This window comes from Pantoea sp. B623, from assembly GCF_024814475.1.
Classification (GTDB): domain Bacteria; phylum Pseudomonadota; class Gammaproteobacteria; order Enterobacterales; family Enterobacteriaceae; genus Pantoea; species Pantoea ananatis.
Genome location: NZ_JANUXM010000004.1, coordinates 4,360,576 through 4,385,540, shown reverse-complemented (window position 1 = coordinate 4,385,540; position 24,965 = coordinate 4,360,576). Strand labels below are relative to the sequence as shown.

The window sequence follows — 24,965 nt, the reverse complement described above, 5'->3', positions numbered from 1 at the left end:
CGGATCTCGTCGCCCTGTTAATGATCAGGATCGGTTCGTTGAGCCTCTCCTTTTTTCGGCGTCGCTGGCGACAGACAACGCACTTATCGCCAGCGTTTGCCATTACTCTTCCTGCGCCATTTTGCCTCTCACTTCAACATACTTAGCGACGGCCAGCAGCCGGTTAATGTGAGTAAGCAGTAAATCAATATCCGACTGCATAAATTCAGATGATGAACGTGAAGCCGTCACTATCGCATCCTGAACCGTTTCGGAGATGGTTAATGCGTTATCTTGTTTCGCCTGGACCAATAAAGCTGCCACCAACAATGACTGTGCTTCTATCTGCGCAGTCAGTTCCTTAGCGTCGACATCCATTTTTGCTAGTTTGAGCAGAATATCTATAACCAATTGTCGCATTGCACTTCTCCTGGTGAGTGAGCGCACTTAGTGTTGTGAACGCACTCAGAGTAAACCAGATGACGGTGCTTTTCTACGCGACGCGGAAAAAACGAATTAAGATAAACATCAGCTTGATACTGTTTTTATTTACAGTAAAATGGCGAAGCGATTTTGCCCTTAAGGGATTGTTAACATGTTTGTAGAGTTAATTTACGATAAACGTAATGTCGCGGGCCTGCCAGGAGCGCGTGAGATGATTTTAGCAGAATTAGAGAAACGGGTGCATCGCGTGTTCCCTGACATCGAGGTTAAGGTCAAGCCTATGGAGCGGAATGCGATAGAGACCGATCTCAGTAAGAACGAGAAGGCGACAATAGCGCGCCTCGTGGAAGAGATGTTTGATGAAGCAGAATTCTGGCTGGTGGCTGATTAATCCGTTAACCGCCACCGCCTCAGTCAGCGGGGGATCGCTTAACTCTCCTGCTCGCTGTGGTTAATTTCGATTTCGATATCCTGAATGGCCGTCTCCAGATCTTCCAGTAACGTACCCTGTTTGTTCAGCAGCGCGTCAATGCGGGCTGCGTTTCCTTCATCTTTATACTCGCCGGCGTCAAAGGCTAACCAATGTGCAGAAAGCGTCTCAGTGTTCGTCTGTGCATAGTGACGCATTTCTTTCAGCTGAGATGCCACGTCACGCAGATAATCTGTTTTGCTTTTGGTTTCGATTGAATCAGTCATGCTGTGTTTCCTTATGGTTGTTTATCCAATGAAAATGTCGCCTGGAGATTTAAAGGTAGAACAATATAGCGACTTTGCATTAGGAATAATCGGAACTCACTGGCGTGAGTGACATGAGCGGAAGACGGGGGATGAGTGAGCACCATGAAAGCAAAGCGTCAATGCGTAAGCTTAGTCGCTATCAGTAAGGGTGCCCATTTTTGAGCGAGCCCCACTGATTGAGGGGAATTGTGACGGTCTGGTTTAGCTGGACTAGACTTAACAGACTCAAAAAGGAGCGAAGCATGCATACACATAACAGTAAAGAACAGCGTAAACATGAGGGTGATGTCAGCAAAGGTTTACCCGAAGCGGCACCTAATGCAGGTAATGCCTATGAGGAAGACGATCATCCCGCTAAGGATGCACCTAAGGATCACGGGGAAGTCCCGAGAAAAAATGATGACAGTCAGGATGATAAAAAAGACCCTTTTAAAGCGTCCTGAGTGGTTTTATCGCGAGCATGTTCCGCGCCGGGGCATGCTTTTACCTGCTCAATCAATGCCTCATCATTAAAAAGCACGTCATCGAATACCCTATATTTACATCCGTATCGTCCCTGCAGTAACAGACCTGTATCATTTTTAACTTCGCCTGACGTAATCCTTATCGCCAGGAAATGCATGAAGAGTGAGGCATGCAATTTAGATTACAAAGCCAAAAAAAAGCGCAACGATGTGTTTGCATCCCGTTAGCATGCCATCACGCCTTTTTAAGTAAATACGGCTCGCCGTCACTCAGGATTGTTTATGAAGGTAGTCCACCAGCATTTCAAGATTAACCCGGTGAGGCCCATCTGGATAAAACACGCCCTGCGCCGGTCGGTTAGCATCAAATAACGCCTGCAAATCCAAATCGTCATCCAGTAACTGAATAGAGCCCTTGACCAGCTTATATGAAATCACCCTGCATGTGCCTTCAGGGATCTTGCTTAAACAGTCAGAGCCTTGAACGTCAGAATAAATCTCATATTTAATCTGCCCCCCGCTATTTGAGTTAGCGAGCAGAGTTTGAATTAAGTATTTCATTTTAACCAAAGGATGGGTGAACAAGGATATTACATTAACGCGGAGCACTTGTTTTAAAAAGTTAAATCTTTTAATCAGATATTATTTCTTATAAACCTGCTCATTCTCACTTTATGCTGACAGGCCGTGCCTGGCTTACTGCTCACGCCCTGCCAGAGGTGCCTTCACTGCGGGATGAGGCAACATGTTCACAGCCTTACCTCTATACCGCCACCCACATTAACACGGCGTTTTTATCGAAAGGAGTTTAAATAAACCAAGCCATTTTTCATTCGTACCGCCGCGACCCTTCTTATTTATTATCGAAAAATATCTTTCTGTTCTCAGCGATGTCATCGGATTGAAACTGAAGAAAACCTTATATTGCTGTTCGAGACACCGCGGCAACACTCTTGAAAAATAGTTTGGAAGTTAAATGAAAATTAAACAAAACCCTGTGAAGGATAATTGTTTTCACTCAGGCGCGTTAATTCCAGTCAGGATAAAAATTCTTTTTTTTTGCGATAGCACAGGTGATGTAAATAAAGGTTATCTCTTACGGAGGCAATAAATTTTAAGGCGTACGTTTGGCGGGTTGCCAGACGTGAGTTAACCGGCTTAGTGGCCAGTATAGGGGTCGGTCAGTCTGTTTTTATCGCTTTACACTTTTGAATTTGTTCGCCAGTCAGCCGCGGCAAACTCCTTCACTGAGGGGTTATCAGGTGTATGACGGCGTGGATAAGGAATAAGGATAAGAAAAAGCAGCGCTGGATGCCCTATCACAAACACGCACTCTGCCCTGGCTCTACCACAACCCAAAGCCCACCTTGCACGAACCTGATATTCCCCCGTCAGTGACGTGACTACACCTGCATATTCATGATGTCGGTATAAGCCGAAACCAGCTTGTTCCTGACCTGAATCCCCATCTGCATCGAGATGGATGATTTCTGCAGATCGACCATCACATCATTCAGCGCGATCCCGGGCTTACCCATTTCGAAATCCTGCGCCTGGGTGCGTGCAGAAGTCTGCGTTTCGCTGATTTTATCCAGCGCGGCCTTCATGGTCGCACCGAAGTCGATATGGCTGGTGACGTCGTTACTCTTGTTGTTGGCCTGGAGCGACGTCATCTGTAACTGCTGTAAAACACCCTCGATTGCCTGCACTGACATGGCTGTTACCTCACTGAAAAGAGATGAAGATTTTTGATGTGCGGAGAAGTTAACACATTGTCAATAAGACAAAGCCCCTAAATGGCGCTAAAAACCGTGGCTTATTCACCCATCGAATTTTGCGTTTCATCAAATAATGCCAGGCATTGAAGTGGAAATTTTATTTATGCAGGTCAGGGAGTCTGTTTTGCCATCACAACTAACCCGGTCAATTACGTCAGGCAGGAATCGGTCATGAATGCGAGTGCAGCCGCCACACAAGATCAAGACAAGAAAGGCTTCGGTGACCTTCTCGCTCGCCTGCGTGCTAATCCACGCATACCTTTAATCGTCGCCGCCGCCGCTGCTATTGCAGTGGTGTTTGCATTGGTCCTCTGGGCCAAGACACCTAACTACAGCGTGCTGTTCAGCAATCTCTCAAACGAGGATGGCGGCGCCATTGTCACGCAGTTGACGCAGATGAATGTACCTTATCGTTTTGCCGATAACGGTGGCGCATTGATGGTCCCTGAAGACAAAGTGCATGAACTGCGTCTGCGTCTGGCTGAACAGGGCCTGCCTAAGGGTGGCAACGTCGGCTTTGAGCTGCTGGATAAAGAGAAGTTCGGTATCAGCCAGTTCAGTGAGCAGGTTAACTACCAGCGCGCACTCGAAGGCGAGCTGGCACGTACCATCGAATCACTGGGGCCGGTTAAAACCGCGCGCGTGCATCTGGCCATGCCTAAACCGACCCTGTTTGTGCGTGAGCAAAAGGCCCCTTCTGCGTCCGTAACCTTAACGCTGCAACCGGGTCGCGCACTGGACGAAGGTCAGATTCAGGCGATTACCCACATGGTTTCCAGCAGCGTGGCGGGTTTACCACCGGGCAACGTCACCGTCGTGGATCAGAGCGGTCATCTGTTAACGCGTTCTGATGCGGTGGGTCGTGACCTGAATGACGCACAACTTAAATATGCTGCCGAAGTGGAAGCCCGTTATCAGCAACGCATTGAAGCTATCCTGAATCCGATTCTGGGCCAGGGCAACGTGCATGCACAGGTTACCGCGCAGATTAACTTTGATACCAGCGAGCAGACAGACGAGAAGTATCAGCCAAATGGCGACCCAAAAAATGCGTCAATCCGCTCACAGCAGACAAGCACCAGCGAGCAGTCTGGCAGCCCTTATCCTGGCGGCGTGCCTGGCGCGCTGTCTAATCAGCCAGCGCCCGCGAATACTGCGCCGGTCAATGCGCCGAACACCAACGCGGCCAACGGGCAGAATGCGAATGGCCAGAACAATGCCGCGAATGGCCAGCGTAACAGTACCGCCTCGGCCAGCAGCGTGCCAACCAACTCTCGCCGCGATGACACGGTGAACTATGAGCTGGATCGCACCATTCGCCATACCAAAATGAATGTGGGAGATGTGCAGCGTCTGTCCGTCGCCGTGGTGGTGAACTATCGCGAAGATGATAAAGGCAAAGCGCTTGCACTTAACGAGCAGCAGTTGAAGCAGATTGAAGACCTGACGCGTGAAGCCATGGGCTATTCACAACAACGTGGTGACAGCGTCAACGTGGTGAACTCGCAGTTCAATACCACCGAACCTACTGTCAGCGAACTGCCCTTCTGGCAACAGCAGTCCTTCTTTGACCAGCTGATAAGTGCAGGTAAGTGGCTGCTGGTGGCACTGGTTGCCTTCATCCTGTACCGCAAAACGGTTCGTCCACACGTACTGCGTAAGAAAGAAGCTGAGAAAGCGGCTGCAGAAGCGATGGCTGCCCGTGCTGCACAGCAAAACGATCAGGAAGCTTACAGCGTCCAGCTCAGCAAAGATGAGATGGAGCAGGAACGCAAAACTAATAACCGCATGAGCGCTGAAGTCATGAGCCAGCGTATCCGCGACATGTCTGAAAACGATCCGCGCGTCGTGGCGCTGGTTATTCGTGAATGGATGGGTAACGAACTATGAGTCTGACCGGTACTGAAAAAAGCGCCATTCTGATGATGACCATTGGCGAAGAACGCGCGGCGGAAGTGTTTAAGCATCTGAACCAACGCGAAGTGCAGCACCTGAGCTCGGCAATGGCCAGCATGCGTCAGGTATCCCATAAGCAGCTGACTGAAGTGCTGCGTGAGTTCGAAGCCGATGCCGAGCAGTTCGCGGCGCTGAGCCTGAACTCCAACGACTACCTGCGCTCCGTGTTGACCCGTGCGCTGGGTGAAGAACGTGCTTCAAGCCTGCTGGAGGATATCCTTGAAACCCGTGATACCACCAGCGGGATGGAAACGCTTAACTTCATGGAGCCGCAGGCGGCTGCCGACCTTATTCGCGACGAGCATCCCCAGATTATCGCGACCATTCTGGTACACCTCAAACGGGGTCAGGCTGCAGATATCCTGGCGCTGTTTGATGAACGCCTGCGTCATGACGTCATGCTGCGTATTGCGACCTTCGGTGGCGTACAGCCTGCCGCACTGGCAGAGCTGACCGAAGTGTTGAACAGCCTGCTCGACGGCACCAACCTCAAGCGCGCGAAGATGGGCGGCGTAAGAACGGCGGCAGAAATCATCAACCTGATGAAAACACATCAGGAAGAGGCGGTCATCGAAGCGGTTCGCGACTTCGACGGCGAGCTGGCACAGAAAATCATCGACGAGATGTTCCTGTTCGAAAACCTGGTGGAAGTGGACGATCGCAGTATCCAGCGTCTGTTGCAGGAAGTGGAGTCCGAGCAGTTGCTGATCGCCCTGAAAGGTGCAGAGCAGCCTCTGCGCGAGAAGTTCCTCAAAAACATGTCGGCACGTGCAGCAGATATTCTGCGCGACGATCTTGCCAACCGTGGCCCGGTGCGTATGTCTGCGGTCGAGAACGAACAGAAAGCGATCCTGCTGGTGGTTCGTCGCCTGGCAGAGTCCGGCGAGATGGTAATCGGTGGTGGCGAGGAAACCTATGTCTGATGCATTTTCTGCCCGTCCATGGCAGCTGTGGCAGCCGGTTGAGCTGGGGCGTCCAGAAGAGCCCGTTGCCATGTCAGCAGAGCCAGCCGAGGTTACCATCTTTGAATCTGAAGAAGATGAGCAACAGCAGCAGTTTGAACATATGCAGCAGCAGTTGCGTAAAGAGGCGCACGGGCAAGGCTATAGCGAAGGTCATCTGCAGGGGTTTGCTGAAGGCCAGAAGGCTGGTTACGACGCGGGCTTTCAGCAAGGTCTGGCCGATGCACAGCAGCAGCAAGCGCCTTTACAGGCACGCATGCAGCAGTTGGTCACCGAATTCCAGAACACGCTGGAATCTTTGGACAGCGTGATCGCCGCCCGTCTGATGCAGCTGGCGCTGGAAGCCGCACGCTCAGTCATTGGGCAGGCAACAACGGTGGATGGCAGCGCCCTGCTTCGGCAGATCCAGGGCCTGCTTCAGCAGGAGCCGATGTTTAGCGGTAAACCTCAACTGCGCGTTCATCCGGACGATCTGCTGAGAATCGAACAAACCTTAGGTCCGACGCTTGATCTTCACGGCTGGCGTTTACTGGCAGATAACACGTTGCACCCTGGCGGCTGCAAGCTCAGCGCCGAAGATGGCGATCTCGACGCCAGCGTCGCCACTCGCTGGCAGGAACTGTGTCGCCTGGCGGCGCCGGGAGAATTTTAATGACCACACGTCTGAACCGCTGGCTTGGCTCGCTTGATGCCTTTGAGAGTCGTATTTCTCAGGTACAACCGATTCGTCGTTATGGGCGTTTGACGCGTGCCACCGGCCTGGTACTGGAGGCGACCGGCCTGCAGCTGCCCCTGGGTTCAACCTGTGTGATTGAGCGCAACGACGGTAAGAGCATCAGCGAAATCGAAAGTGAAGTCGTCGGTTTCAACGGTCAGAAACTGCTGATGATGCCGCTGGAAGAAGTGGACGGCATTCTGCCGGGGGCGCGCGTTTATGCCCGGGCTACCGGTGAAAACCCGCAGGCCGGAAAGCAGCTTTTACTCGGTCCGCAACTGCTGGGCCGTGTCCTTGACGGCAGCGGACGGCCGCTTGATGGCTTACCGTCACCGGAAACTGGCTACCGTGCGGCGCTAAATACTCCGCCGTTTAACCCCTTACAGCGCACGCCCATCACTGATGTCCTGGATACGGGCGTTCGGGCTATCAACGCCCTGCTCACCGTTGGCCGTGGTCAACGTATGGGCCTGTTTGCCGGTTCAGGCGTGGGTAAAAGCGTGCTGCTCGGCATGATGGCGCGTTACACCCAGGCCGATGTGATCGTTGTCGGGTTAATCGGTGAGCGTGGTCGTGAAGTTAAAGACTTTATTGAAAACATTTTAGGCGCGGAAGGCCGTGCCCGTTCCGTGGTGATTGCGGCGCCGGCCGATGTCTCCCCGCTGTTGCGTCTTCAGGGCGCAGCCTATGCCACACGTATTGCAGAAGACTTCCGCGATCGCGGTAAGCACGTCCTGTTAATCATGGACTCCCTGACGCGTTACGCCATGGCCCAGCGTGAGATTGCCCTGGCAATCGGTGAGCCACCGGCCACTAAAGGTTATCCACCGTCTGTTTTCGCTAAGCTCCCGGCCCTGGTTGAGCGCGCCGGTAACGGTATCGATGGCGGCGGCTCCATTACGGCTTTTTATACCGTTCTGACCGAAGGCGACGACCAGCAGGATCCGATTGCAGACTCTGCCCGCGCAATCCTCGACGGACACATCGTGTTGTCACGTCGCCTCGCGGAGGCCGGACACTATCCGGCTATTGATATTGAAGCGTCAATCAGTCGTGCCATGACATCACTGATTGATGAAAATCACTATGCACGCGTACGCCAGTTCAAGCAGTTGCTTTCAAGTTTTCAGCGCAACCGTGACCTGGTCAGCGTCGGCGCCTATGCCGCAGGCAGCGATCCCATGCTGGACAAAGCTATTCAGCTTTACCCGCAGATGGAAGCCTTCCTGCAACAAGGCATTTTTGAACGCAGTGAGTACGACGACGCCTGCCTGCATTTGCACGCCTTGTTTGGCTAGTCAGCGCGTTTGATACGAGGACATCGTAATGAAAACAGCCAATGCTATTGACACGCTTCGCGATTTAGCGGAGCAGGACCTGGAGCGCGCCGCCGTGTTGTTGGGCGATATGCGCCGGGGTCAGCAGGCGGCTAACGAGCAGCTCTCCATGTTGCTCGATTACCAGGACGAGTACCGCAATAAGCTGAACAGTGACATGTCCAGCGGAATTGCCAGCAATCGCTGGACCAACTATCACCAGTTTATCCAGACGCTGGAGAAGGCGATTGAGCAACACCGCAGTCAGCTACAGCAATGGAACCAACGGCTGGAACAGGCGCTGGTCAACTGGCGTGAGAAACAGCAGCGCCTGAACGCCTATCAAACTCTGATCACCCGGGCAGAGGAAAATGCATTACGACAAGAAAACCGTCTCGACCAGAAACGGATGGATGAATTTGCCCAACGGGCCGCACTGAGGAAAGGCGAATGATTACGCTGCCAAACACCGCGTTGACGACGAAAGCCATCGGCACTGCTGACACAGCAGGCACCACAGACCTGCCAGGCAGTGGTGAGACGCTGCCACAGGACTTTATCACCGCCCTGGGAAATCAGCTGCTTTCCCTGGCGAAGCTGCACGGTAAAAACCCTGCGGCTACAGATAAAAATGTCACGACAGAGACGGAGCATAAAACGGCCACCTCGTTGAATGCATTACTCTCTTCGCTGGAAACGCCGACTGCGCTTAGTGCGTTGTTTGCACCGGAAAAGATTAAAGCCGGCACAAAATCAGCCGATGATAAAGATGAGCTGACAGCCACCGTCCTTAACAATAGCGACATGCAGAATATACAGGCGCTCTTTGCCATGCTACCCGCGACGGGACTGCAGCAGGCGGTGAAAGACAACGCAGCGAACCGTGGTGCGGATTTGCAAGGGGATGCGCCCCGTTCAGCGCTGTCAGCGCTGACGCAGGCGGTCACTACGGCACTAACAGGTGATGGCAAAGAGAGCCAAAACACGAAGGTGCAGGACGGCAACCTGGCCAATAAAGCCAGTCTGGTTAGCCAGAGCGTGACCGGCCCAACCGCCGCGACAAGTCATAACACCGCGGTGACGCCTGCGGCTCTGACCACCGACGGCAGTTTTCAGCAGATACTGAGCAGCGTCAGTAAGCAGGACGATCGTCCGTTAGCGGCAGCCAGCGATAATCAGGCCATTCTCAGCGCGCCGGTGAGCAGTACCAGTAGCTTGCTGCAGTCATCTGGCGCCTCAGCGACGATGAACTCACCGTCAACGCCGACGCTGAATGCCCACCTGGGCAGCAACGAATGGCAGCAGGCACTGGGGCAGCAAATTGTGATGTTCAGCCGTAATGGCCAGCAGAATGCAGAGCTGCGATTGCATCCTGAAGACCTGGGGGCGATTCAGATCAGCCTGAAACTGAATAACGATCAGGCACAGTTAAATATGGTTTCCAGCCATAGCCATGTCAGGGCCGCGCTGGAAGCTGCGCTTCCCCAGTTGCGTCATGCCCTGGCGGAAAGCGGGATTAACCTGGGTGAGAGTCAGGTAAGCAGTGAGAGTTTCTCGCAGGGACAGAGCTTCCAGCAGCAACAGGAGGCGCGTCGCGACGGACAGCACGGCAGCTTCTCCCTCACCCAGGACAGTGATAACGACATTACGCCCATTGCCGTACCGCAGTCTCTTCAGGCCCGGTTAACCGGCAAAGGCGCAGTCGACACATTTGCCTGACAGCGACAAACGCTGAAGGTAAGCGTAAAACCCGTGTCTTTTCTTGCCATTGTTTGACTTAAGACACGCGATAATCTGTTCAGGCAAGCCGAGAGGCTTGCCCATAATTCACAGGAAGTTACTGCAAAAATGTCTGATAACGCGAAAGCCAAAGGCCGCAAACGAAAACTTTTAATACCAGTGTTACTGATTGTCGCGCTGGCCGCTTGCAGCGTGGCAGGCTATGCAGTCTGGCGAATGATGAATAAACATGAGGGTGATAAGCCGGAGGTCGCGAAAGTTGAACCGCCTCCCGCCCCGGTCTTTTTTGCACTTGATACATTTACGGTTAACCTGGTCAATCCCGACAACGACCCAGACCGCGTACTGTACGTAGGCTTTACGCTACGTCTGCCGGATGAAGAAACGCGTCGTCGGATGAGTGACTACCTGCCTGAGGTTCGCAGTCGTCTGTTACTGCTGCTGTCTCGTCAGAACGCAGCTGCACTGGCGACGGAGCAAGGAAAGCAAGCGCTTGTTGATCAAATCAAACAGGCGCTGGCACCACCACTGGTAAAAGGTCAACCTCCGCAGGTCGTAGACGACGTACTGTTTACTGCCTTCATTTTGAGGTGAATCAATGGGCGACAGCATTCTCTCCCAGGCTGAAATTGACGCGCTACTTAACGGCGACAGCGGCAGCGCGGAAGAAGAAAAGAAACAAAACGGACCTGAGGGCGATATTCGCCCTTATGATCCGAATACCCAGCGTCGCGTGGTGCGCGAGCGTCTGCAGGCGCTGGAAATTATTAACGAGCGTTTTGCCCGTAGTTTCCGTATGGCGCTGTTTAACCTGCTGCGTCGTAGCCCGGATATCAGCGTAGGCGCGATCAAGATTCAGCCTTACCATGAGTTTGCACGCAATCTGCCGGTGCCAACCAACCTGAACCTGATCCATCTGAAGCCCCTGCGCGGTACGGCATTAGTCGTGTTTTCGCCAAGCCTGGTGTTTATTGCGGTCGATAACCTTTTTGGCGGTGATGGCCGCTTTCCGACTAAAGTTGAAGGACGGGAGTTTACCCATACCGAGCAACGTGTCATTCGCCGCATGCTGAAGCTGGCGCTTGACGGATACAGCGATGCGTGGAAAGCCATTTATCCGTTGGATGTGGAGTATGTGCGTTCGGAAATGCAGGTGAAATTCACCAACATCACCACATCACCTAACGATATTGTTGTGAATACGCCTTTCCAGGTTGAAATCGGTAACCTTGTGGGTGAGTTCAACATCTGTATTCCGTTTTCGATGATTGAACCGCTGCGTGAAATGCTGGTGAATCCACCGCTGGAAAACTCGCGGTCAGAAGATACACACTGGCGCGACAATCTGGTGAAGCAGGTTCAGCACTCTGAGCTGGAACTGATTGCCCATTTCGCCGAAACGTCGCTGCGCCTGTCGCGCGTTTTACAGCTGAAACCCGGTGATGTTCTGCCGATTGAAAAGCCAGAGCGCATTATTGCCCATGTGGACGGTGTGCCCGTTTTAACCAGTCAGTATGGCACGCTTAACGGCCAGTATGCCCTGCGTGTTGAACATTTGATTAACCCGATTTTGAATTCGCTTAACGAGGAACAGCCCCATGACTGACAGCAAGAAACCGTCCGATGATACTATCTCTGCGGACGATCTGTGGGCTGAAGCAATGAATGAGCAGGTTGGCTCCGCTACGACTGCCTCACAGAGTGATGACGTTTTTAAAAGCTTTGAAACGAGTAATGCGTCAGGTTCGTTGCAGGATATCGACCTGATTATGGATATCCCGGTGAAGCTCACCGTCGAGCTTGGCCGCACCAAAATGACCATTAAAGAACTGCTGCGTCTGACGCAGGGCTCCGTGGTTTCCCTGGATGGGCTGGCGGGTGAACCGCTGGACATCCTGATCAATGGTTATTTGATCGCACAGGGTGAAGTCGTCGTGGTCAACGATAAATATGGCGTTCGCATCACCGATATCATTACGCCGTCAGAGCGTATGCGTCGTCTGAGCCGTTAAGATGAATAACCAGAATCATACGCTGCAACCTGCCACACCTCAGGCACCGCCCATTTCGGCAGGTTCAGTATTGACCCAGGTCAGTGGCGTATTGGTCGTCATTATTCTGTTGATTCTGGCATGTGCCTGGCTGGCACGCCGCATGGGTTTTGCCCCTAAGAAAGTGGGCAGCCGTGAGCTGACACTCACGGCCAGTGTGCAGGTCGGCCAGCGCGAACGCGTTGTGATTGTTGATACGCCGGATGCGCGTTTGGTACTGGGCGTGACAGCTCAGCAAATTACTCACCTGCATACGTTGCCGCCAGGTGCACCTGATGAAACCGCACCGGTAAAAGCAGCGCCGCAGGATTTTCGTCAGCTATTACAAAATCTGGTTAAACGTCCCGGAAAAAATCCATGATGCGTCGACTGCTCCCTCTTCTGCCGCTGCTGTTGCTGGCACCGGTTGCCCATGCCCAGTTGCCGGGCCTGGTTAGTCAGCCATTAGCTAACGGTGGCCAAAGCTGGTCACTGCCGGTACAAACGCTGGTCTTTATTACCTCGTTAACATTCCTGCCAGCCATTCTGTTAATGATGACCAGCTTTACCCGCATCATTATTGTTTTCGGCCTGCTACGTAATGCGCTGGGCACGCCTTCCGCGCCGCCTAACCAGGTATTACTTGGCCTGACCTTATTTTTAACGTTTTTTATTATGGCGCCAACCTTCGATAAGATTTATCAGGATGCCTACCTGCCGTTTAGCCAGGATAAAATCAGCATGGATGTGGCGATCGATAAAGGCGCACAGCCGCTGCGGGAATTTATGCTGCGGCAAACCCGTGAGGCTGACTTAGCGTTATTTGCCCGCCTGGCAAATACAGCGCCGATTGAGGGTCCGGAAGCCGTACCTATGCGTATTCTGTTGCCGGCTTACGTGACCAGTGAATTAAAAACCGCATTCCAGATTGGCTTTACCGTATTTATTCCTTTTTTAATTATCGACCTGGTGGTTGCCAGCGTGTTAATGGCACTCGGGATGATGATGGTTCCCCCGGCAACAATTGCGCTGCCGTTTAAATTAATGTTGTTTGTTCTGGTGGACGGCTGGCAATTGCTGGTTGGCTCGCTGGCACAAAGTTTCTATTCCTGACCTCTCTATTGCACAGGAGAAATTCATGACACCTGAATCGGTAATGGTAATGGGACAGGAAGCCATGCGCGTTGCCCTGCTGCTGGCTGCCCCTATGCTTCTGGCCGCGCTGGTCAGCGGTTTACTGGTGAGTTTGCTGCAAGCAGCGACCCAGATTAACGAACAAACGCTGTCTTTCATTCCAAAAATTATTGCAGTGGCCACCACGGGTATCATTGCCGGCCCCTGGATGCTGAACGTGCTGTTGGATTACATCCGCACCGTCTTTTCTAATCTGCCTTATATCATCGGCTGATGATCACTCTCGACAGTAGCCAACTCGTACACTGGGTCAGTCAGTTTTTCTGGCCACTGGTGCGTATTCTGGCACTGCTTGCTACCGCGCCGGTACTGAGTGAAAAAGCGGTGAGTAAACGGGTGAAGATTGGTCTTGCCGCCATGATCACCTGGATACTGATCCCAAATTTACCCCCGGTGAACGTGACGCTGTTTTCACCTGCCGGCTTTATGCTGCTGATTCAGCAGATGCTGATTGGGATTGCCATTGGTTTTACCATGCAGTTCGCCTTTGCCGCGGTTCGTACCGCCGGTGAACTGATTGGATTGCAGATGGGTCTGTCTTTCGCCACCTTTTTCGATCCCGCCAGTCGACTGAATATGCCCGTTCTTGCGCGCTTTCTCGACATGCTGGCGATGCTTTTATTTTTGACTTTCAACGGTCACCTGTGGCTTATTTCCCTGCTGTCGGACAGTTTTCATACGTTGCCTATCGGCGGCGAGCCTCTTCAGGCAAATGCCTTTATGGCTTTGGTGAAATCCGGCAGCATGATTTTCCTTAATGGCATGATGTTAGCGCTGCCGTTGATCGTTTTGCTACTCACGATAAATATGGTCCTGGGTTTGTTAAACCGTCTTTCACCACAGTTATCAATCTTCGCGATCGGCTTCCCGATTACCTTATCAGTAGGCATTCTGACCATCAGCCTGCTGATGCCTCTCCTTGCCCCCTTCTGCGAGCACCTGTTCGGCGAAATATTCGATCTTCTGGCCCAGTTCCTGACAGAACTGTCCCCTGTCTGAACATTAAGTATCTAACTATTATCCTGATTTGATACTTAAGAAACGCATAACTATCCGCACATTTTTCAAACCACATTTCCCAGAAATCAACTAAGGATATTCTGATAAACGTGCGGAAAGTCTTAAAATTATTCTTATTAAACCGCGCTTCGCGTATTTTAGTCAGGCGGTTAACCGAGTCATCAACAAGATTGTTTTGGTGACAAAATCGGCAATGCGTTGAAATTACTAAAGAAAAATTTTTATGTGATTTTTCTTGTCAGAAAATGTTTTTTCCGGCATTGTCAACTCGCTAACCGACTTCACACTTTCGTGAAATAAATGTTTTTAAGATTTGTCCTATCAGAAAACTCTGGGTTTTCAGCGATAGTGACAGCGCTCCCAAAAAACTGCATTTCGCTCAGTCCGACTTTGTATCGACTTATCATGTTGATATCAGGTCAGGTGTGAGGTCAGAGCAACACAAATTTTTTGCAGACCGGGTCAGGGAAGAGGACTTTTATGGGCTATTGCCCATTGCCACGCTGCATCAGCAGAATAAAAAAAAGCGCTTTGGAAATCTTCTCGTACCGCAACGCGTAATTCATCGTTGATTTAAACGGATAACAAATTGGTGAGGGTCGCTAACATGCCAACGATTATTATGGATTCCTGCAACTACACACGCCTGGGATTATCAGATTATATGTCTTCTAAGGGAGTTAAGAAGAAAAATATTACTTCTGTATCTGACATTGAGCAATTACAGCAAAGATGTGAGCAGTTAAAACCTGGCGTCGTCTTTATTAACGAAGACTGTTTCATTCATGAAACCGACTCCAGCGAGCGCATTCGCAGCGTTATTAACCAGCATCCCGAAACATTGTTTTTTATTTTTATGGCCATTAGTAATATTCATTTTGAAGAATATTTGTATGTTCGAAAAAATTTGATTATTACATCTAAAGCAATTAAGCCTTCGACGCTGGATTCATTGTTAAGTACTTATTTGCAGAAAAAACTCAATATGTCGCCGCGTATTTCTTCGGGTCTTGATGTCCACCCTCTTACGCTAAGTCAGACAGAGTCAAATATGCTGAAAATGTGGATGTCAGGCCATGATACCATTCAGATATCAGATAAAATGCAAATTAAAGCGAAAACCGTTTCGTCGCATAAAGGCAATATAAAGCGAAAAATTAAAACGCATAATAAGCAAGTGATCTATCATGTGGTGCGTTTAACCGATAATGTGACGTCCGGTATCTATGTCAACGTAAGGTAACCTCCTCCCCTCTAAGAACTGGCCCAAAAGGCCGGTTTTTTTATGGATTAGCGATCCAGATCTCAATTTTGAGGTAAACCTTTTCCTGCTCCTGCCGATGTTTTTTTCATCAGGCCCCTTTTAGAGAGCAAGGAAATGAAGACAACGCTGGTTAATGAAGGACATCACAACGTCAGTTTTTGGCAAAATCTCAGACTGGTCCCGCTCTTTAGTTTGATTTTCGGCGGCATACTTTTTCTGTTCGCGCTCTGTATAGCTTTGGCCAGTTATTTTCTGGTTCTCAGCAATCAATCGCTTAAAGATGCAACCAATGAAATTCAGGTTCGTAACGGTCTTTTCGATAGTACATCTCACATGCGTTCAGCAAGATTAAATATCATTCAGGCTGGTGCAGCTGCTCGCATTGGAGAAATGGATGCATATGCTGCCAATCTTGATTCAGCTAATGCGCGAATCAAAGACGCGAAAAGTGGCCTTAACACTTATTTGAACCGTAGTGTTAAAACGCAAGAAGATATTAAGCTAGATGAGCCGTTAAAAACCAGTTTTAAGGAGTACCTTGAAAAGGGTGTTATGCCGGCAATAGAGGCAGCTAAGCAAGGAAGTTTTGAAAGTATAATCGCGCAGGAAACCGACAATACTCGAAAACTAGACAACGCTTACAAGATATTGATTTTAAAGGCAATAAAGTATCGAGACTCACGTTCTGCATCGATAAACAGTACAGCAGCTGAGCAGTCCCGAATTGGCTTTATTGCGATGGGTTGTGCGTTCGTGGCTTCCCTAGTGTTGGTCCTGATAACCTTTGTTTTTCTCCGTCGTGTTGTGATCAATCCTTTACGTAAATCGGTGGCCCATATTGAGCGTATCGCGCAGGGTGACCTGACCGCGCCTCCGGCAGCGCACGGGCGAAACGAAATTGGCTTACTGTTGGACAATTTACAGCGCATGCAGGAATCGCTAGTCAAAACGGTTGGCACGGTGCGTGAAGGGGCTATCGCCATTTACCAGGGATCAAGTGAGATTTCTGCGGGTAACACCGACCTGTCATCGCGTACCGAGCAACAGGCAGCCGCGCTTGAGCAGACTGCGGCCAGCATGGAACAGCTTACCGCGACGGTGAAACAGAACGCGGATAACGCCCATCACGCCAGCCAACTGGCAGCAGATGCGTCCGGCAAGGCGCGCAGCGGCGGCGACATGGTGAGCGGCGTGGTAAAAACCATGAACGATATTTCCGGTAGTTCGAAGAAAATTGCTGAGATCACTAACGTGATCAACAGTATTGCCTTCCAGACGAACATTCTGGCGCTAAATGCCGCCGTCGAGGCTGCCCGCGCGGGCGAACAGGGCCGCGGTTTTGCCGTGGTCGCCAGCGAAGTCCGTAACCTGGCTCAGCGCAGTGCGCAGGCGGCAAAAGAAATTGAATCGCTGATTGCTGAATCAGTGAAGTTAGTCAGCAGCGGTTCACATCAGGTAGGTGAAGCCGGGACGACCATGAGCGAAATTGTTGAGGCCGTGCGTCGCGTGACCGATATCATGTCGGAAATTGCCGCCGCGTCCGACGAACAAAGCCGGGGTATCCAGCAGGTCAGCCAGGCCGTTACAGAGATGGATAACGTGACGCAGCAAAACGCCTCACTGGTTGAGGAAGCCTCGGCTGCGGCTGCCTCTCTGGAAGATCAGGCTGGTAAGTTGACCAAGGCGGTTGCGGCTTTCCGTTTGCAGGATACGCCAGCAGCAAAACCTGTTCAACAGTCCGATAGCGCACCTAAGGCGCCTGCGCCTGTCTTGCGCCCCGCTGCCGCCACAAGCGGCAATGAGAACTGGGAAACGTTTTAGCCAAAGCAGACCGGTGAGTCAGCGACGTCGCTGAAGCGCGTTGCCTGACGGCGCTGTCAATAACACTCGCCCTCTGAGCCGAACAGGCCAGAGGGCGTTTTTGTGATGGTCTGGCAGTTAAATATCAAGGTCAGTCGGCAGGATAAGGCTCGACAAACACACCGTCCTGATGACCGCTCTCGTTAAAGAACCAGATGCCCTGCGGGTAATCTTCCAGGGCCACCAGAAACATGGTGCCTTCACTAAATGGCTCAACAGCCAGGATGGTGCCTGTACGACGGGGCCCACCATCCGTTTTCACACTGACGCGATCGTCTACCTTCATTTACCACTCTCCCGATACATTCCTGTTAACAGTTTAATCGAAGAGCCTGGGTAATGCAGGCGTTAGCGACGCGCGATGACCCACACGGCGTGAATGATGCCTGGAATGTATCCACACAGGGTCAGCAGGATGTTAAGCCAGAATGCTCCCCCAAAACCTACCTGCATAAAAACACCAAGCGGGGGGAGTAAGATTGCGATTAGAATTCGAAGTAAGTCCATAACCATTCCTTTAGGTATTGATAAAAAACCGTTTTGTTATCAAATATAGTCCCTTTTTAGCAGATTACTGAGAAAGTCAGGTAAATCTGAGTAATACGCATTTTCAGTTTCCTGACACTTCACTGCGAGACGTTTAACAGGTACAACAGGTAAACTTTTTTTCGTTGCTTTCCTCCCCAGGAAATACAACACACCCAAAGTAACAAGGATCATTTGCCCGCGCAGCGCGGGCTTTTTTTTCTGTCCCGCCCTCTCATTTTCCGCTAAATTGTATGTTTATTACCCAATCCAGCCGATGGAGGTTTGCGATGTCGCTTCCCCACCCAGCCGAAAAGCATGAGCGGGATAAAGAAATGGACGCCCTGCTGCAGGCTATTGAACCCGGTAGCACCGGTGAACTGCAGGACTACTTTTCCCCACACTCGCAGTCAGTGACGGGGGCGGATGCCCCTCGGCCAGGGCTGTGCCGTGAACCTGCGGAGCAGTTTGAAATGGATATTCATGATTGTCGTTATACAGAGATAAACCGCTAGGCAGCGCAGCAGCACTGAATTCGGCGCAAAAAAATACCCGGCGCGAGCCAGGTAAGCAGTCAATTCGTTACACCAGGGAATTCATATTGCTCGTTTAGAGTACGCTTCCCGTTCGCCAAAACAAGCCTTTCCCGTGCGCGTTTCACTCATTTCGCCCTAACTCAAACTGGCCACTTTCACCCTGAGCCTTGTTATTTCAGCGATATTCGCTGCACGAAATGACGGCATCGCCGATTTTATCCTTCGGGTTTTAGGAATCCTCCTGGTTATAGGGGTTGCGGTGCGCAATGCTAAGCCTGCTGTAGACTCAACTACACTAAAACTAATGTCGAACTGGAGTGAAGGAGATCAGGATGCCGAATCTGAATGAATCGCTAATGATAGTGACCGACCTCGATGGATCGCTGCTTGACCACCACGACTATAACTGGGATGCCGCAGCAGACTGGCTTGATACACTCAACGCGCACGCCATTCCCTTAATTATTTGCTCCAGCAAAACCGCCGCTGAGATTCTGCCACTGCAGCGTAAGCTCGGTATTGCCGGCACCGCTTTTATTGCTGAAAACGGCGCCGTGCTGTACCTCAACGAGAGTAAAAGCGTACGCATTCCGGACGACAAGATGAACTATGCCGCAATCTGCCGGGTGCTGGCAGCGTTACAACAGCAGTTTCGCTTTACTGGCTTCCATGACTTCAGCGATGTCGATGTTTCCGCCATGACCGGCCTGAGTGAAGCGGATGCCGCCCTCGCCCGTCAGCGTGATGCCTCAGAGGTGATTGTCTGGCGGGATACCGATGAGGCCTTTGGCCGCTTTCGCACGGCGCTGGCCGACTATCATCTTTCCCTGACACAGGGCGGCCGCTTCTGGCATGTCATGCCTGCCAGAAGCGGCAAAGGAGAAGCCTTGCGCTGGCTACTGTCTCACACCGACCGGGAAGACGTTACCACCCTTGGCCTGGGCGATGGCCCGAACGATGCCCCGATGCTGGATGCGGTTGACTATGCCGTGGTGATCAAAGGCTTCAGTAAAACACCGGTTACCTTACAGCGCGCGGAAGATGCCAACGTATTCCGCACGACACATCACGGCCCTGAAGGCTGGCGTGAAGGGCTGGACCATTTTTTGACTCAGCCATGAAAGGCTGTTGTTCCTCTCGCAAAACCATAAGGATGATGCAATGAGTGATTTCTTTCAGAATGGCGTAATTACTAACTTTCATAATCTTACGCACCGCAGCGTTGAGTCGCTGGAAAAAGAAATGGTGCGTTTTGCCCGTAAGCGCAAAATGGGATTGATCCTGCCTTCCCTCTTTTCCGAGCTGGAAGGTCCGGCGTTGACAAAAATTGTTGATGAACTGGCTAAGGTCCCCTATCTGGATGAAATCGTTATCGGGTTAGATCGGGCTGACCGTGACCAGTTTCTGCATGCCCGCGAGTTTTTTTCCCGACTGCCGCAACGGCACCGCATCCTGTGGAATGACGGCCCCAGACTCAAAGCCATTGACGCGGAACTGGATAAAGAGGGGTTGTCGCCCACCCATCCGGGCAAAGGACGCAACGTGTGGTTTTGTACCGGTTATACGCTGGCCTCGGATCGCACCAGCTGTGTTGCGCTGCACGACTGCGATATTGTCACCTACGAACGCGGCATGCTGGCACGCCTGCTTTATCCGCTGGCTAACCCCGCTTTTCAGTATGAATTCTGCAAAGGGTTTTACGCACGCGTCGCTGACGGTAAACTCAATGGCCGCGTGGGCCGCCTGCTGGTAGGCCCGCTGCTGCGCTCGTTACAAAAAGTCTATGGCCACTCCGAATACCTTGATTACCTGTCCAGCTTCCGTTATCCGCTCTCGGGCGAGTTTGCGATGCGCACGCACGTGCTCAACGGCATTAAAATCCCCGGCGACTGGGGACTGGAAATTGGCGTGCTCTCTGAAATTTACCGTAACTACACCACGCGCCAGTCGTGTCAGGTGGAGATTGCAGATCACTATGATCACAAGCATCAGCCGCTGGCAGAAGATGATGGCACCGGTGGCCTTAAGCGCATGAGCAACGATATTGTCCAGTCGCTGCTGCGTAAGCTGGCAACCATGGGCGTGCCGCTGACCAGTGACTCATTCCGGGTACTGAAAGCGACCTATTACCGTAATGCGCTGGATATGATGGAAATCTATAACCATGAGGCGGCAATGAACGGCCTGAAATTCGACCAGCATGTTGAAGAAGCGGCCGTCGAAATGTTCACCCAGTCGATTCTGGATGCCGGTCAGTCCTTTATCGAGCGCCCGAACGACAAGCCGTTTATTCCCAGCTGGAGTCGGGTTCAGTCGGCTTTTCCGGATATCCTGCAGCGTATTTATAAAGCGGTAGAAGAGGACAACGACGGCAACGTATAACGCTGCAGGCATCGCGCCAGTGAGGATGGAGAGTGTGATAAATCCAGTCAGGCCGCCGTCGTTAACGGCCTGACTGACAGAAATCAGGAAGTAAACTGGGGCTGCGATTCGCTGGAATGGCTGAGCTCATCGGTGCGAAAAGCCTCATTCCGGACCGCATAACCATCGTACCATCGACATTCAACCATGCCGCTGGCATGTCCGGTCACCACCATCGTTTGCCCGCCTTCCTTATGCTGTACTTCATCACTGATTGCAAAAACCATGTTGCGCCCTCTTTGAGAAATGACTGTCATTGAAACCATTTCTTTATAGCATGGTAAAAGAGTTGCTGCTGTTAAGACGCGCATAAAAATGGCGAATTCAGAATAACGTAGAGAGATATGTCGAAAACAAATCAGGCGGATAAGAATTATCCGCCTGGGGCGCTGAGTGGATTAGATTTTGCAGCCTTCACAATCGGCATCATCAATCAGGTCTTCTGGCACTTCGCCCGCCTTTTTTTCTGCCTTCGCTTCGGCCTGCTCTAACTGAGCATCAATATCAAATTCAAACATGTCATCGCTCATCGTTTTCTCCCCTGAACGCGTTAAAGAATGCGCTTTTATACCGATTACTCACGCAGTTTGGCAATAAGGTTAACCACTAACAGCACGATCGACCCAATGATAAAACCAATCACCAGGTTTGCGCCGTTGCTCAGCAGGCCAGCAACCAGGCCGCTGAAGGGTGCGATCGCATTTTCAATCAGATGATGCAACGGCGTCAGGCCGTGGACGATAATGCCGCCCCCGACCAGGAACATGGCCAGCGTACCGACAACGGTCAACACTTTCATCAATACGGGGGCAGCGGCCAGTAATACTGCGCCCAGCGCCTGGGCCACGCGTGACGATTTATCACGTAGCCAGAACCCTAAATCATCGATTTTAACGATGCCGGCGACAATGCCGTATACGCCAATCGTGACCAGAATCGCAATACCTGACAGGATAAGCACCTGATTTAGCAAGGGCGCTTCGGAGACGATACCGAGGGTAATGGCCACGATTTCAGCCGACAGAATAAAATCGGTGCGCACTGCGCCTTTGATCTTTTTCTTTTCGAAATCGCGCGGGTCCTGTTTTGACAGCTTATCCAGGCGTTGCTGACGCGCCTCTGGCGAGTTCTGCTGTTTATCATGCTGCAGACTGTGCAGGACCTTTTCCACCCCTTCATAACAGAGGTACGCACCGCCAATCATTAACAGTGGCGTAATCAGCCAGGGGGCAAACGTAGAGATAATCAATGCCAGCGGCACGAGTATCAGTTTGTTGAGGAACGAGCCTTTGGCTACGCCCCATACGACCGGCAGTTCGCGATTGGCTTTCACGCCACTCACCTGCTGCGCATTCAGTGACAAATCGTCACCCAGCACGCCTGCCGTCTTCTTCGCGGCGACTTTTCCCATTACCGAGATATCGTCCAGCAGCGTGGCAATATCATCGAGCAACGTTAATAAACTGGTTCCTGCCAAAGTATTTCCCTTATTCGGTCATCAGCAACGGGTTATGTCTGCATCAGCCGCAACGCGTCATCCTCGACGAAGCGCGTGACAGTGCAGCCCGTCGTGCCTATTCCGGTTCGTTATGTTGACAACATGGGCATCGTTCAATTTCTGTCACGGTCATATCAGCGATGCCCTCACAATCCCATTCGACGCGCACCGCTTGTCCTGCGAGTCCATCCATGTGCAGATATTTACTGACCGGGCTTTCCGTCATGCCGGTTATCTCTTCCGTGGCCACCAGCGTTTCCCCAGCATAGATTCTGGCGGTGGCTTTGGTATTCACCATGCGCTCATCACGAATCTGATACAAGCGTTTAACCGTCAGTTTTATGCTGCTCATTGCGGGCTCCCGGTCACGGAAAAGCGTCTATCTAACATTTTATGTTACTGATTAGCAAGGTGGGATCATTCATCCTCTCGGTAATGATGAATTCCCTGATGATCGATTTCAGCGCTGTCATTCATCGCCAGCAGCCACTCTTCGAGACGTTCAAGCAGGGCTTCATCGTCCAGTTTGAGTTTACCGCGTAGCGCGCATTCCCAGATAATCAGCACCTTCCAGCCATTCTCCCGCAGCTGCCGGACATAACGCCGATCCCGTTCTACATTACTGTTTATTTTGCCCGTCCAGAACTCGGTGCGCGTGGCGGGGATCTTAAACAAATAACAGTGGTGGCGGTGCCAGAAGCAGCCATGCACAAAGATAATCGCCTGATGCGAGGTCACGACAAAGTCAGGGCGGCCTGGCAGGTTTTTGTCCTGTACCCGATAGCTGAATCCACGATCTTTGAGCAGCAAGGCGATTCGCTGCTCTATGGCAGTGTCCTGTTGACGAATTGCGCGCATATTTTTACTGCGCGTTTCGCTGGAGTGAACGTCGGCCATAGCACCTCCTTAATAGCGACTTATTCAACTTTAGTCGTCGCCCTGAAAAGTGAAAGTCGGCCAGATAAAAGCAGAGAAAATATTTTCACCGCCAGACCGCGCCGTTTAGATCTGACCCGGGCAATTGTGCCTTTTTGACGCTGGCGCACACTGAAACACCATCCTGACCTGCGCCTGCAGATTTCCTCCTCGGGCAAGGAGTGTTAGCATACGCGCTTCACTGTTAAGGATATTTGCATGCACGCTGTCGCAATCGCTGAACCTCTTCTCCCTGCTGCTCTGCATTCCGATGAACTGAACATGTTACAACAGGTGCTGTCGATCTATTCCGTTAGGGACGTTGTCGCACGTTTGCATCAGGCAGGCTTTCCGCACTGGACGCCGCCACTGCTGAACGCTATTCGTCAGGGCAAGCGCGCGTTACCCTCGCTGGCCGCCGCAGAACTGTCGCTGTTGCAGGATTTGTTGCCTGCACGTCCTGCCCATTATGATTCTCCGGATTTCCGCTTTATCGATCTGTTTGCCGGCATCGGCGGTATTCGACGTGGCTTCGAGCGCATCGGCGGTAAATGTGTATTTACCAGTGAGTGGAATAAAGAGGCAATTCGCACCTATCGGGCGAATCACTACAGCGATCCGTCAGAGCACCACTTTAATACGGATATTCGCCAGGTCACGCAGCCAGCCGGCCTTACTGACGAACAGGCTATCTATCAGTCGATTGATGCGGCCATTCCCGACCATCAGGTGCTGCTGGCGGGCTTTCCCTGCCAGCCTTTTTCTCTGGCGGGCGTCAGTAAAAAAAATGCGCTGGGCCGGGCTCATGGCTTTGAATGTCAGGCGCAGGGCACACTGTTTTTTGACGTCGCCCGCATTCTGGCGGCAAAGAAACCGCCATTCTTCGTCCTGGAAAACGTGAAGAATCTCAAGAGCCATGATAAAGGCCGGACGTTTGCGGTGATTATGGAAACCCTGGACGAGCTGGGCTATGACGTGGCGGATGCCCAGGCTGGCGCGCCCGATCCGAAGGTGATTGATGCACGCTTTTTTTTGCCGCAGCATCGTGAACGTATCGTTCTGGTCGGCATCCGGCGGGATATTGCTGGCTCAGCGCAGTTTAGCCTGCGCGACATTCGCCAATTTTTCCCCGCCCAGGTGCCCAGCCTACAGAGCCTGCTGGAGCCGCAGCCCGATGACAAATACATCCTGTCGCCCGTATTGTGGCGTTACCTCTACCAGTACGCTAAGAAGCATAAAGCACGGGGTAACGGGTTCGGCTTTGGCCTGAATGATCCACACAATGTGCATTGCTGCGTGCGCACCCTGTCAGCCCGATACTATAAAGATGGCTCAGAAATTTTAATCGATCGCGGTTGGGATCGGGAAAAAGGGGAAGCCGATTTTCTTGATGCCGCCAATATGGCGCGGCGGCCCCGTCGGTTAACGCCGCGAGAATGCGCGCGACTGATGGGATTTGATAGTGCAGACAGCCATCCCTTCCGCATCCCGGTATCCGATACGCAGGCCTATAAACAGTTTGGCAATTCGGTGGTGGTACCGGTGTTTGCCGCCGTGGCACAGTTGCTTTCGCCCTATATCCGCCAGTTGAACGCATAATTCCCGCTAAA

32 protein-coding genes are annotated in these 24,965 nt (G+C 51.8%); 21 read left to right on the top strand and 11 right to left on the bottom strand.

The window, feature by feature from the left end:
- Positions 1–102 precede the first annotated feature (102 nt).
- On the bottom strand, positions 103–399 hold the full coding sequence (iraP, locus tag NXS97_RS22250) for an anti-adapter protein IraP (protein WP_014605567.1): 297 nt from the start codon (positions 397–399) through the stop codon (positions 103–105).
- Positions 400–574: 175 nt separating this feature from the next.
- Here iraP and NXS97_RS22245 point away from each other — a divergent pair, with 175 nt between their 5' ends.
- Entirely contained in the window at positions 575–814 is a 240-nt protein-coding gene (locus NXS97_RS22245) for a DinI-like family protein (protein WP_013026169.1), read from the top strand.
- A 38-nt stretch (positions 815–852) separates the two neighbouring features.
- Here NXS97_RS22245 and NXS97_RS22240 read toward each other — a convergent pair whose 3' ends face one another.
- On the bottom strand, positions 853–1,119 hold the full coding sequence (locus NXS97_RS22240) for a hypothetical protein (protein ID WP_013026170.1): 267 nt from the start codon (positions 1,117–1,119) through the stop codon (positions 853–855).
- Positions 1,120–1,403: 284 nt separating this feature from the next.
- Here NXS97_RS22240 and NXS97_RS22235 point away from each other — a divergent pair, with 284 nt between their 5' ends.
- The gene (locus tag NXS97_RS22235; protein ID WP_116219959.1) at positions 1,404–1,604 is read left to right on the top strand and encodes a hypothetical protein; all 201 of its coding nucleotides are present in this window, start codon (positions 1,404–1,406) and stop codon (positions 1,602–1,604) included.
- A 291-nt stretch (positions 1,605–1,895) separates the two neighbouring features.
- Here the strand turns inward: NXS97_RS22235 and NXS97_RS22230 are convergent, their stop codons facing one another.
- Positions 1,896–2,186 carry a hypothetical protein gene (locus tag NXS97_RS22230; RefSeq protein WP_147301587.1) on the bottom strand — a complete coding sequence of 97 codons (291 nt, stop codon included), beginning with the start codon at positions 2,184–2,186 and terminating at the stop codon, positions 1,896–1,898.
- 842 nt (positions 2,187–3,028) lie between these two features.
- Positions 3,029–3,340 (bottom strand): flagellar hook-basal body complex protein FliE, encoded by a 312-nt coding sequence (gene fliE / locus NXS97_RS22225; protein WP_013026173.1) that lies wholly within the window; start codon positions 3,338–3,340, stop codon positions 3,029–3,031.
- A gap of 234 nt (positions 3,341–3,574) precedes the next feature.
- Between fliE and fliF the strand changes: the two genes are divergently transcribed.
- The 15 genes from fliF to NXS97_RS22150 all read left to right on the top strand — a co-directional run bounded on the left by fliF (position 3,575) and on the right by NXS97_RS22150 (position 17,421).
- A complete protein-coding gene (gene fliF / locus NXS97_RS22220; protein ID WP_259232801.1) occupies positions 3,575–5,293 on the top strand; it encodes a flagellar basal-body MS-ring/collar protein FliF in 1,719 nt (572 codons plus the stop codon).
- Entirely contained in the window at positions 5,290–6,282 is a 993-nt protein-coding gene (gene fliG, locus NXS97_RS22215) for a flagellar motor switch protein FliG (RefSeq protein ID WP_105076884.1), read from the top strand. The genes fliF and fliG overlap by 4 nt, the downstream gene beginning before the upstream one ends.
- Positions 6,275–6,973, top strand: coding sequence for a flagellar assembly protein FliH (gene fliH / locus NXS97_RS22210; protein WP_014593946.1), 699 nt, complete (start codon positions 6,275–6,277; stop codon positions 6,971–6,973). The genes fliG and fliH overlap by 8 nt, the downstream gene beginning before the upstream one ends.
- Positions 6,973–8,334, top strand: coding sequence for a flagellar protein export ATPase FliI (fliI, locus tag NXS97_RS22205; protein ID WP_014593947.1), 1,362 nt, complete (start codon positions 6,973–6,975; stop codon positions 8,332–8,334). Before fliH ends, fliI begins: the two co-directional genes overlap by 1 nt.
- Positions 8,335–8,362: 28 nt before the next feature.
- On the top strand, positions 8,363–8,806 hold the full coding sequence (gene fliJ, locus NXS97_RS22200; RefSeq protein ID WP_013026178.1) for a flagellar export protein FliJ: 444 nt from the start codon (positions 8,363–8,365) through the stop codon (positions 8,804–8,806).
- The gene (locus NXS97_RS22195; protein WP_105076883.1) at positions 8,803–10,071 is read left to right on the top strand and encodes a flagellar hook-length control protein FliK; all 1,269 of its coding nucleotides are present in this window, start codon (positions 8,803–8,805) and stop codon (positions 10,069–10,071) included. The genes fliJ and NXS97_RS22195 overlap by 4 nt, the downstream gene beginning before the upstream one ends.
- A 129-nt stretch (positions 10,072–10,200) precedes the next feature.
- Entirely contained in the window at positions 10,201–10,686 is a 486-nt protein-coding gene (fliL, locus tag NXS97_RS22190) for a flagellar basal body-associated protein FliL (protein WP_013026180.1), read from the top strand.
- Between the two features lie 4 nt (positions 10,687–10,690).
- Positions 10,691–11,698 carry a flagellar motor switch protein FliM gene (fliM, locus tag NXS97_RS22185; RefSeq protein WP_013026181.1) on the top strand — a complete coding sequence of 336 codons (1,008 nt, stop codon included), beginning with the start codon at positions 10,691–10,693 and terminating at the stop codon, positions 11,696–11,698.
- Positions 11,691–12,104 carry a flagellar motor switch protein FliN gene (gene fliN, locus NXS97_RS22180; protein WP_013026182.1) on the top strand — a complete coding sequence of 138 codons (414 nt, stop codon included), beginning with the start codon at positions 11,691–11,693 and terminating at the stop codon, positions 12,102–12,104. Before fliM ends, fliN begins: the two co-directional genes overlap by 8 nt.
- Before the next feature lies 1 nt (position 12,105).
- Positions 12,106–12,504 (top strand): flagellar biosynthetic protein FliO, encoded by a 399-nt coding sequence (gene fliO / locus NXS97_RS22175; protein ID WP_014593949.1) that lies wholly within the window; start codon positions 12,106–12,108, stop codon positions 12,502–12,504.
- Complete coding sequence (gene fliP, locus NXS97_RS22170) at positions 12,504–13,235, top strand: flagellar type III secretion system pore protein FliP (RefSeq protein WP_105087499.1); 732 nt, start codon at positions 12,504–12,506, stop codon at positions 13,233–13,235. Before fliO ends, fliP begins: the two co-directional genes overlap by 1 nt.
- A gap of 25 nt (positions 13,236–13,260) precedes the next feature.
- On the top strand, positions 13,261–13,530 hold the full coding sequence (gene fliQ / locus NXS97_RS22165) for a flagellar biosynthesis protein FliQ (protein WP_014605563.1): 270 nt from the start codon (positions 13,261–13,263) through the stop codon (positions 13,528–13,530).
- Positions 13,530–14,315: a flagellar biosynthetic protein FliR gene (gene fliR / locus NXS97_RS22160; RefSeq protein ID WP_014593951.1), complete on the top strand. Its 786-nt coding sequence runs from the start codon at positions 13,530–13,532 to the stop codon at positions 14,313–14,315. Before fliQ ends, fliR begins: the two co-directional genes overlap by 1 nt.
- Before the next feature lie 628 nt (positions 14,316–14,943).
- Positions 14,944–15,579, top strand: coding sequence for a transcriptional regulator RcsA (rcsA, locus tag NXS97_RS22155; RefSeq protein ID WP_014593952.1), 636 nt, complete (start codon positions 14,944–14,946; stop codon positions 15,577–15,579).
- A gap of 135 nt (positions 15,580–15,714) precedes the next feature.
- A complete protein-coding gene (locus NXS97_RS22150; protein ID WP_105076882.1) occupies positions 15,715–17,421 on the top strand; it encodes a methyl-accepting chemotaxis protein in 1,707 nt (568 codons plus the stop codon).
- Positions 17,422–17,551: 130 nt separating this feature from the next.
- On the opposite strand, the gene dsrB is transcribed toward NXS97_RS22150, so the two are convergent.
- Positions 17,552–17,746 (bottom strand): protein DsrB, encoded by a 195-nt coding sequence (dsrB, locus tag NXS97_RS22145; protein WP_014593953.1) that lies wholly within the window; start codon positions 17,744–17,746, stop codon positions 17,552–17,554.
- Between the two features lie 62 nt (positions 17,747–17,808).
- Positions 17,809–17,967: a YqaE/Pmp3 family membrane protein gene (locus NXS97_RS22140; protein ID WP_014605562.1), complete on the bottom strand. Its 159-nt coding sequence runs from the start codon at positions 17,965–17,967 to the stop codon at positions 17,809–17,811.
- 308 nt (positions 17,968–18,275) lie between these two features.
- Here NXS97_RS22140 and NXS97_RS22135 point away from each other — a divergent pair, with 308 nt between their 5' ends.
- The 3 genes from NXS97_RS22135 (at position 18,276) to NXS97_RS22125 (ending at position 20,903) form a co-directional block, all read left to right on the top strand.
- Positions 18,276–18,500, top strand: a complete 225-nt coding sequence (locus NXS97_RS22135; RefSeq protein ID WP_014605561.1) for a DUF2525 domain-containing protein — start codon at positions 18,276–18,278, stop codon at positions 18,498–18,500.
- A 353-nt stretch (positions 18,501–18,853) separates the two neighbouring features.
- Entirely contained in the window at positions 18,854–19,642 is a 789-nt protein-coding gene (locus tag NXS97_RS22130) for a mannosyl-3-phosphoglycerate phosphatase-related protein (RefSeq protein ID WP_116219958.1), read from the top strand.
- A 40-nt stretch (positions 19,643–19,682) separates the two neighbouring features.
- A complete protein-coding gene (locus NXS97_RS22125; RefSeq protein WP_014593955.1) occupies positions 19,683–20,903 on the top strand; it encodes a glycosyl transferase in 1,221 nt (406 codons plus the stop codon).
- Positions 20,904–20,986: 83 nt separating this feature from the next.
- On the opposite strand, the gene NXS97_RS22120 is transcribed toward NXS97_RS22125, so the two are convergent.
- From NXS97_RS22120 to NXS97_RS22100, 5 genes are all read right to left on the bottom strand, one after another.
- Positions 20,987–21,169, bottom strand: coding sequence for a YodC family protein (locus tag NXS97_RS22120; RefSeq protein ID WP_019106597.1), 183 nt, complete (start codon positions 21,167–21,169; stop codon positions 20,987–20,989).
- 171 nt (positions 21,170–21,340) lie between these two features.
- Positions 21,341–21,472 (bottom strand): hypothetical protein, encoded by a 132-nt coding sequence (locus NXS97_RS22115; RefSeq protein WP_014605559.1) that lies wholly within the window; start codon positions 21,470–21,472, stop codon positions 21,341–21,343.
- 44 nt (positions 21,473–21,516) lie between these two features.
- On the bottom strand, positions 21,517–22,419 hold the full coding sequence (locus NXS97_RS22110) for a DUF808 domain-containing protein (RefSeq protein ID WP_013026196.1): 903 nt from the start codon (positions 22,417–22,419) through the stop codon (positions 21,517–21,519).
- A 97-nt stretch (positions 22,420–22,516) separates the two neighbouring features.
- A complete protein-coding gene (locus NXS97_RS22105; protein WP_013026197.1) occupies positions 22,517–22,792 on the bottom strand; it encodes a hypothetical protein in 276 nt (91 codons plus the stop codon).
- Positions 22,793–22,857: 65 nt separating this feature from the next.
- The gene (locus NXS97_RS22100; RefSeq protein ID WP_013026198.1) at positions 22,858–23,337 is read right to left on the bottom strand and encodes a very short patch repair endonuclease; all 480 of its coding nucleotides are present in this window, start codon (positions 23,335–23,337) and stop codon (positions 22,858–22,860) included.
- A gap of 237 nt (positions 23,338–23,574) precedes the next feature.
- Here NXS97_RS22100 and dcm point away from each other — a divergent pair, with 237 nt between their 5' ends.
- Positions 23,575–24,954 (top strand): DNA (cytosine-5-)-methyltransferase, encoded by a 1,380-nt coding sequence (gene dcm, locus NXS97_RS22095; RefSeq protein ID WP_072136884.1) that lies wholly within the window; start codon positions 23,575–23,577, stop codon positions 24,952–24,954.
- Positions 24,955–24,965 lie beyond the last annotated feature (11 nt).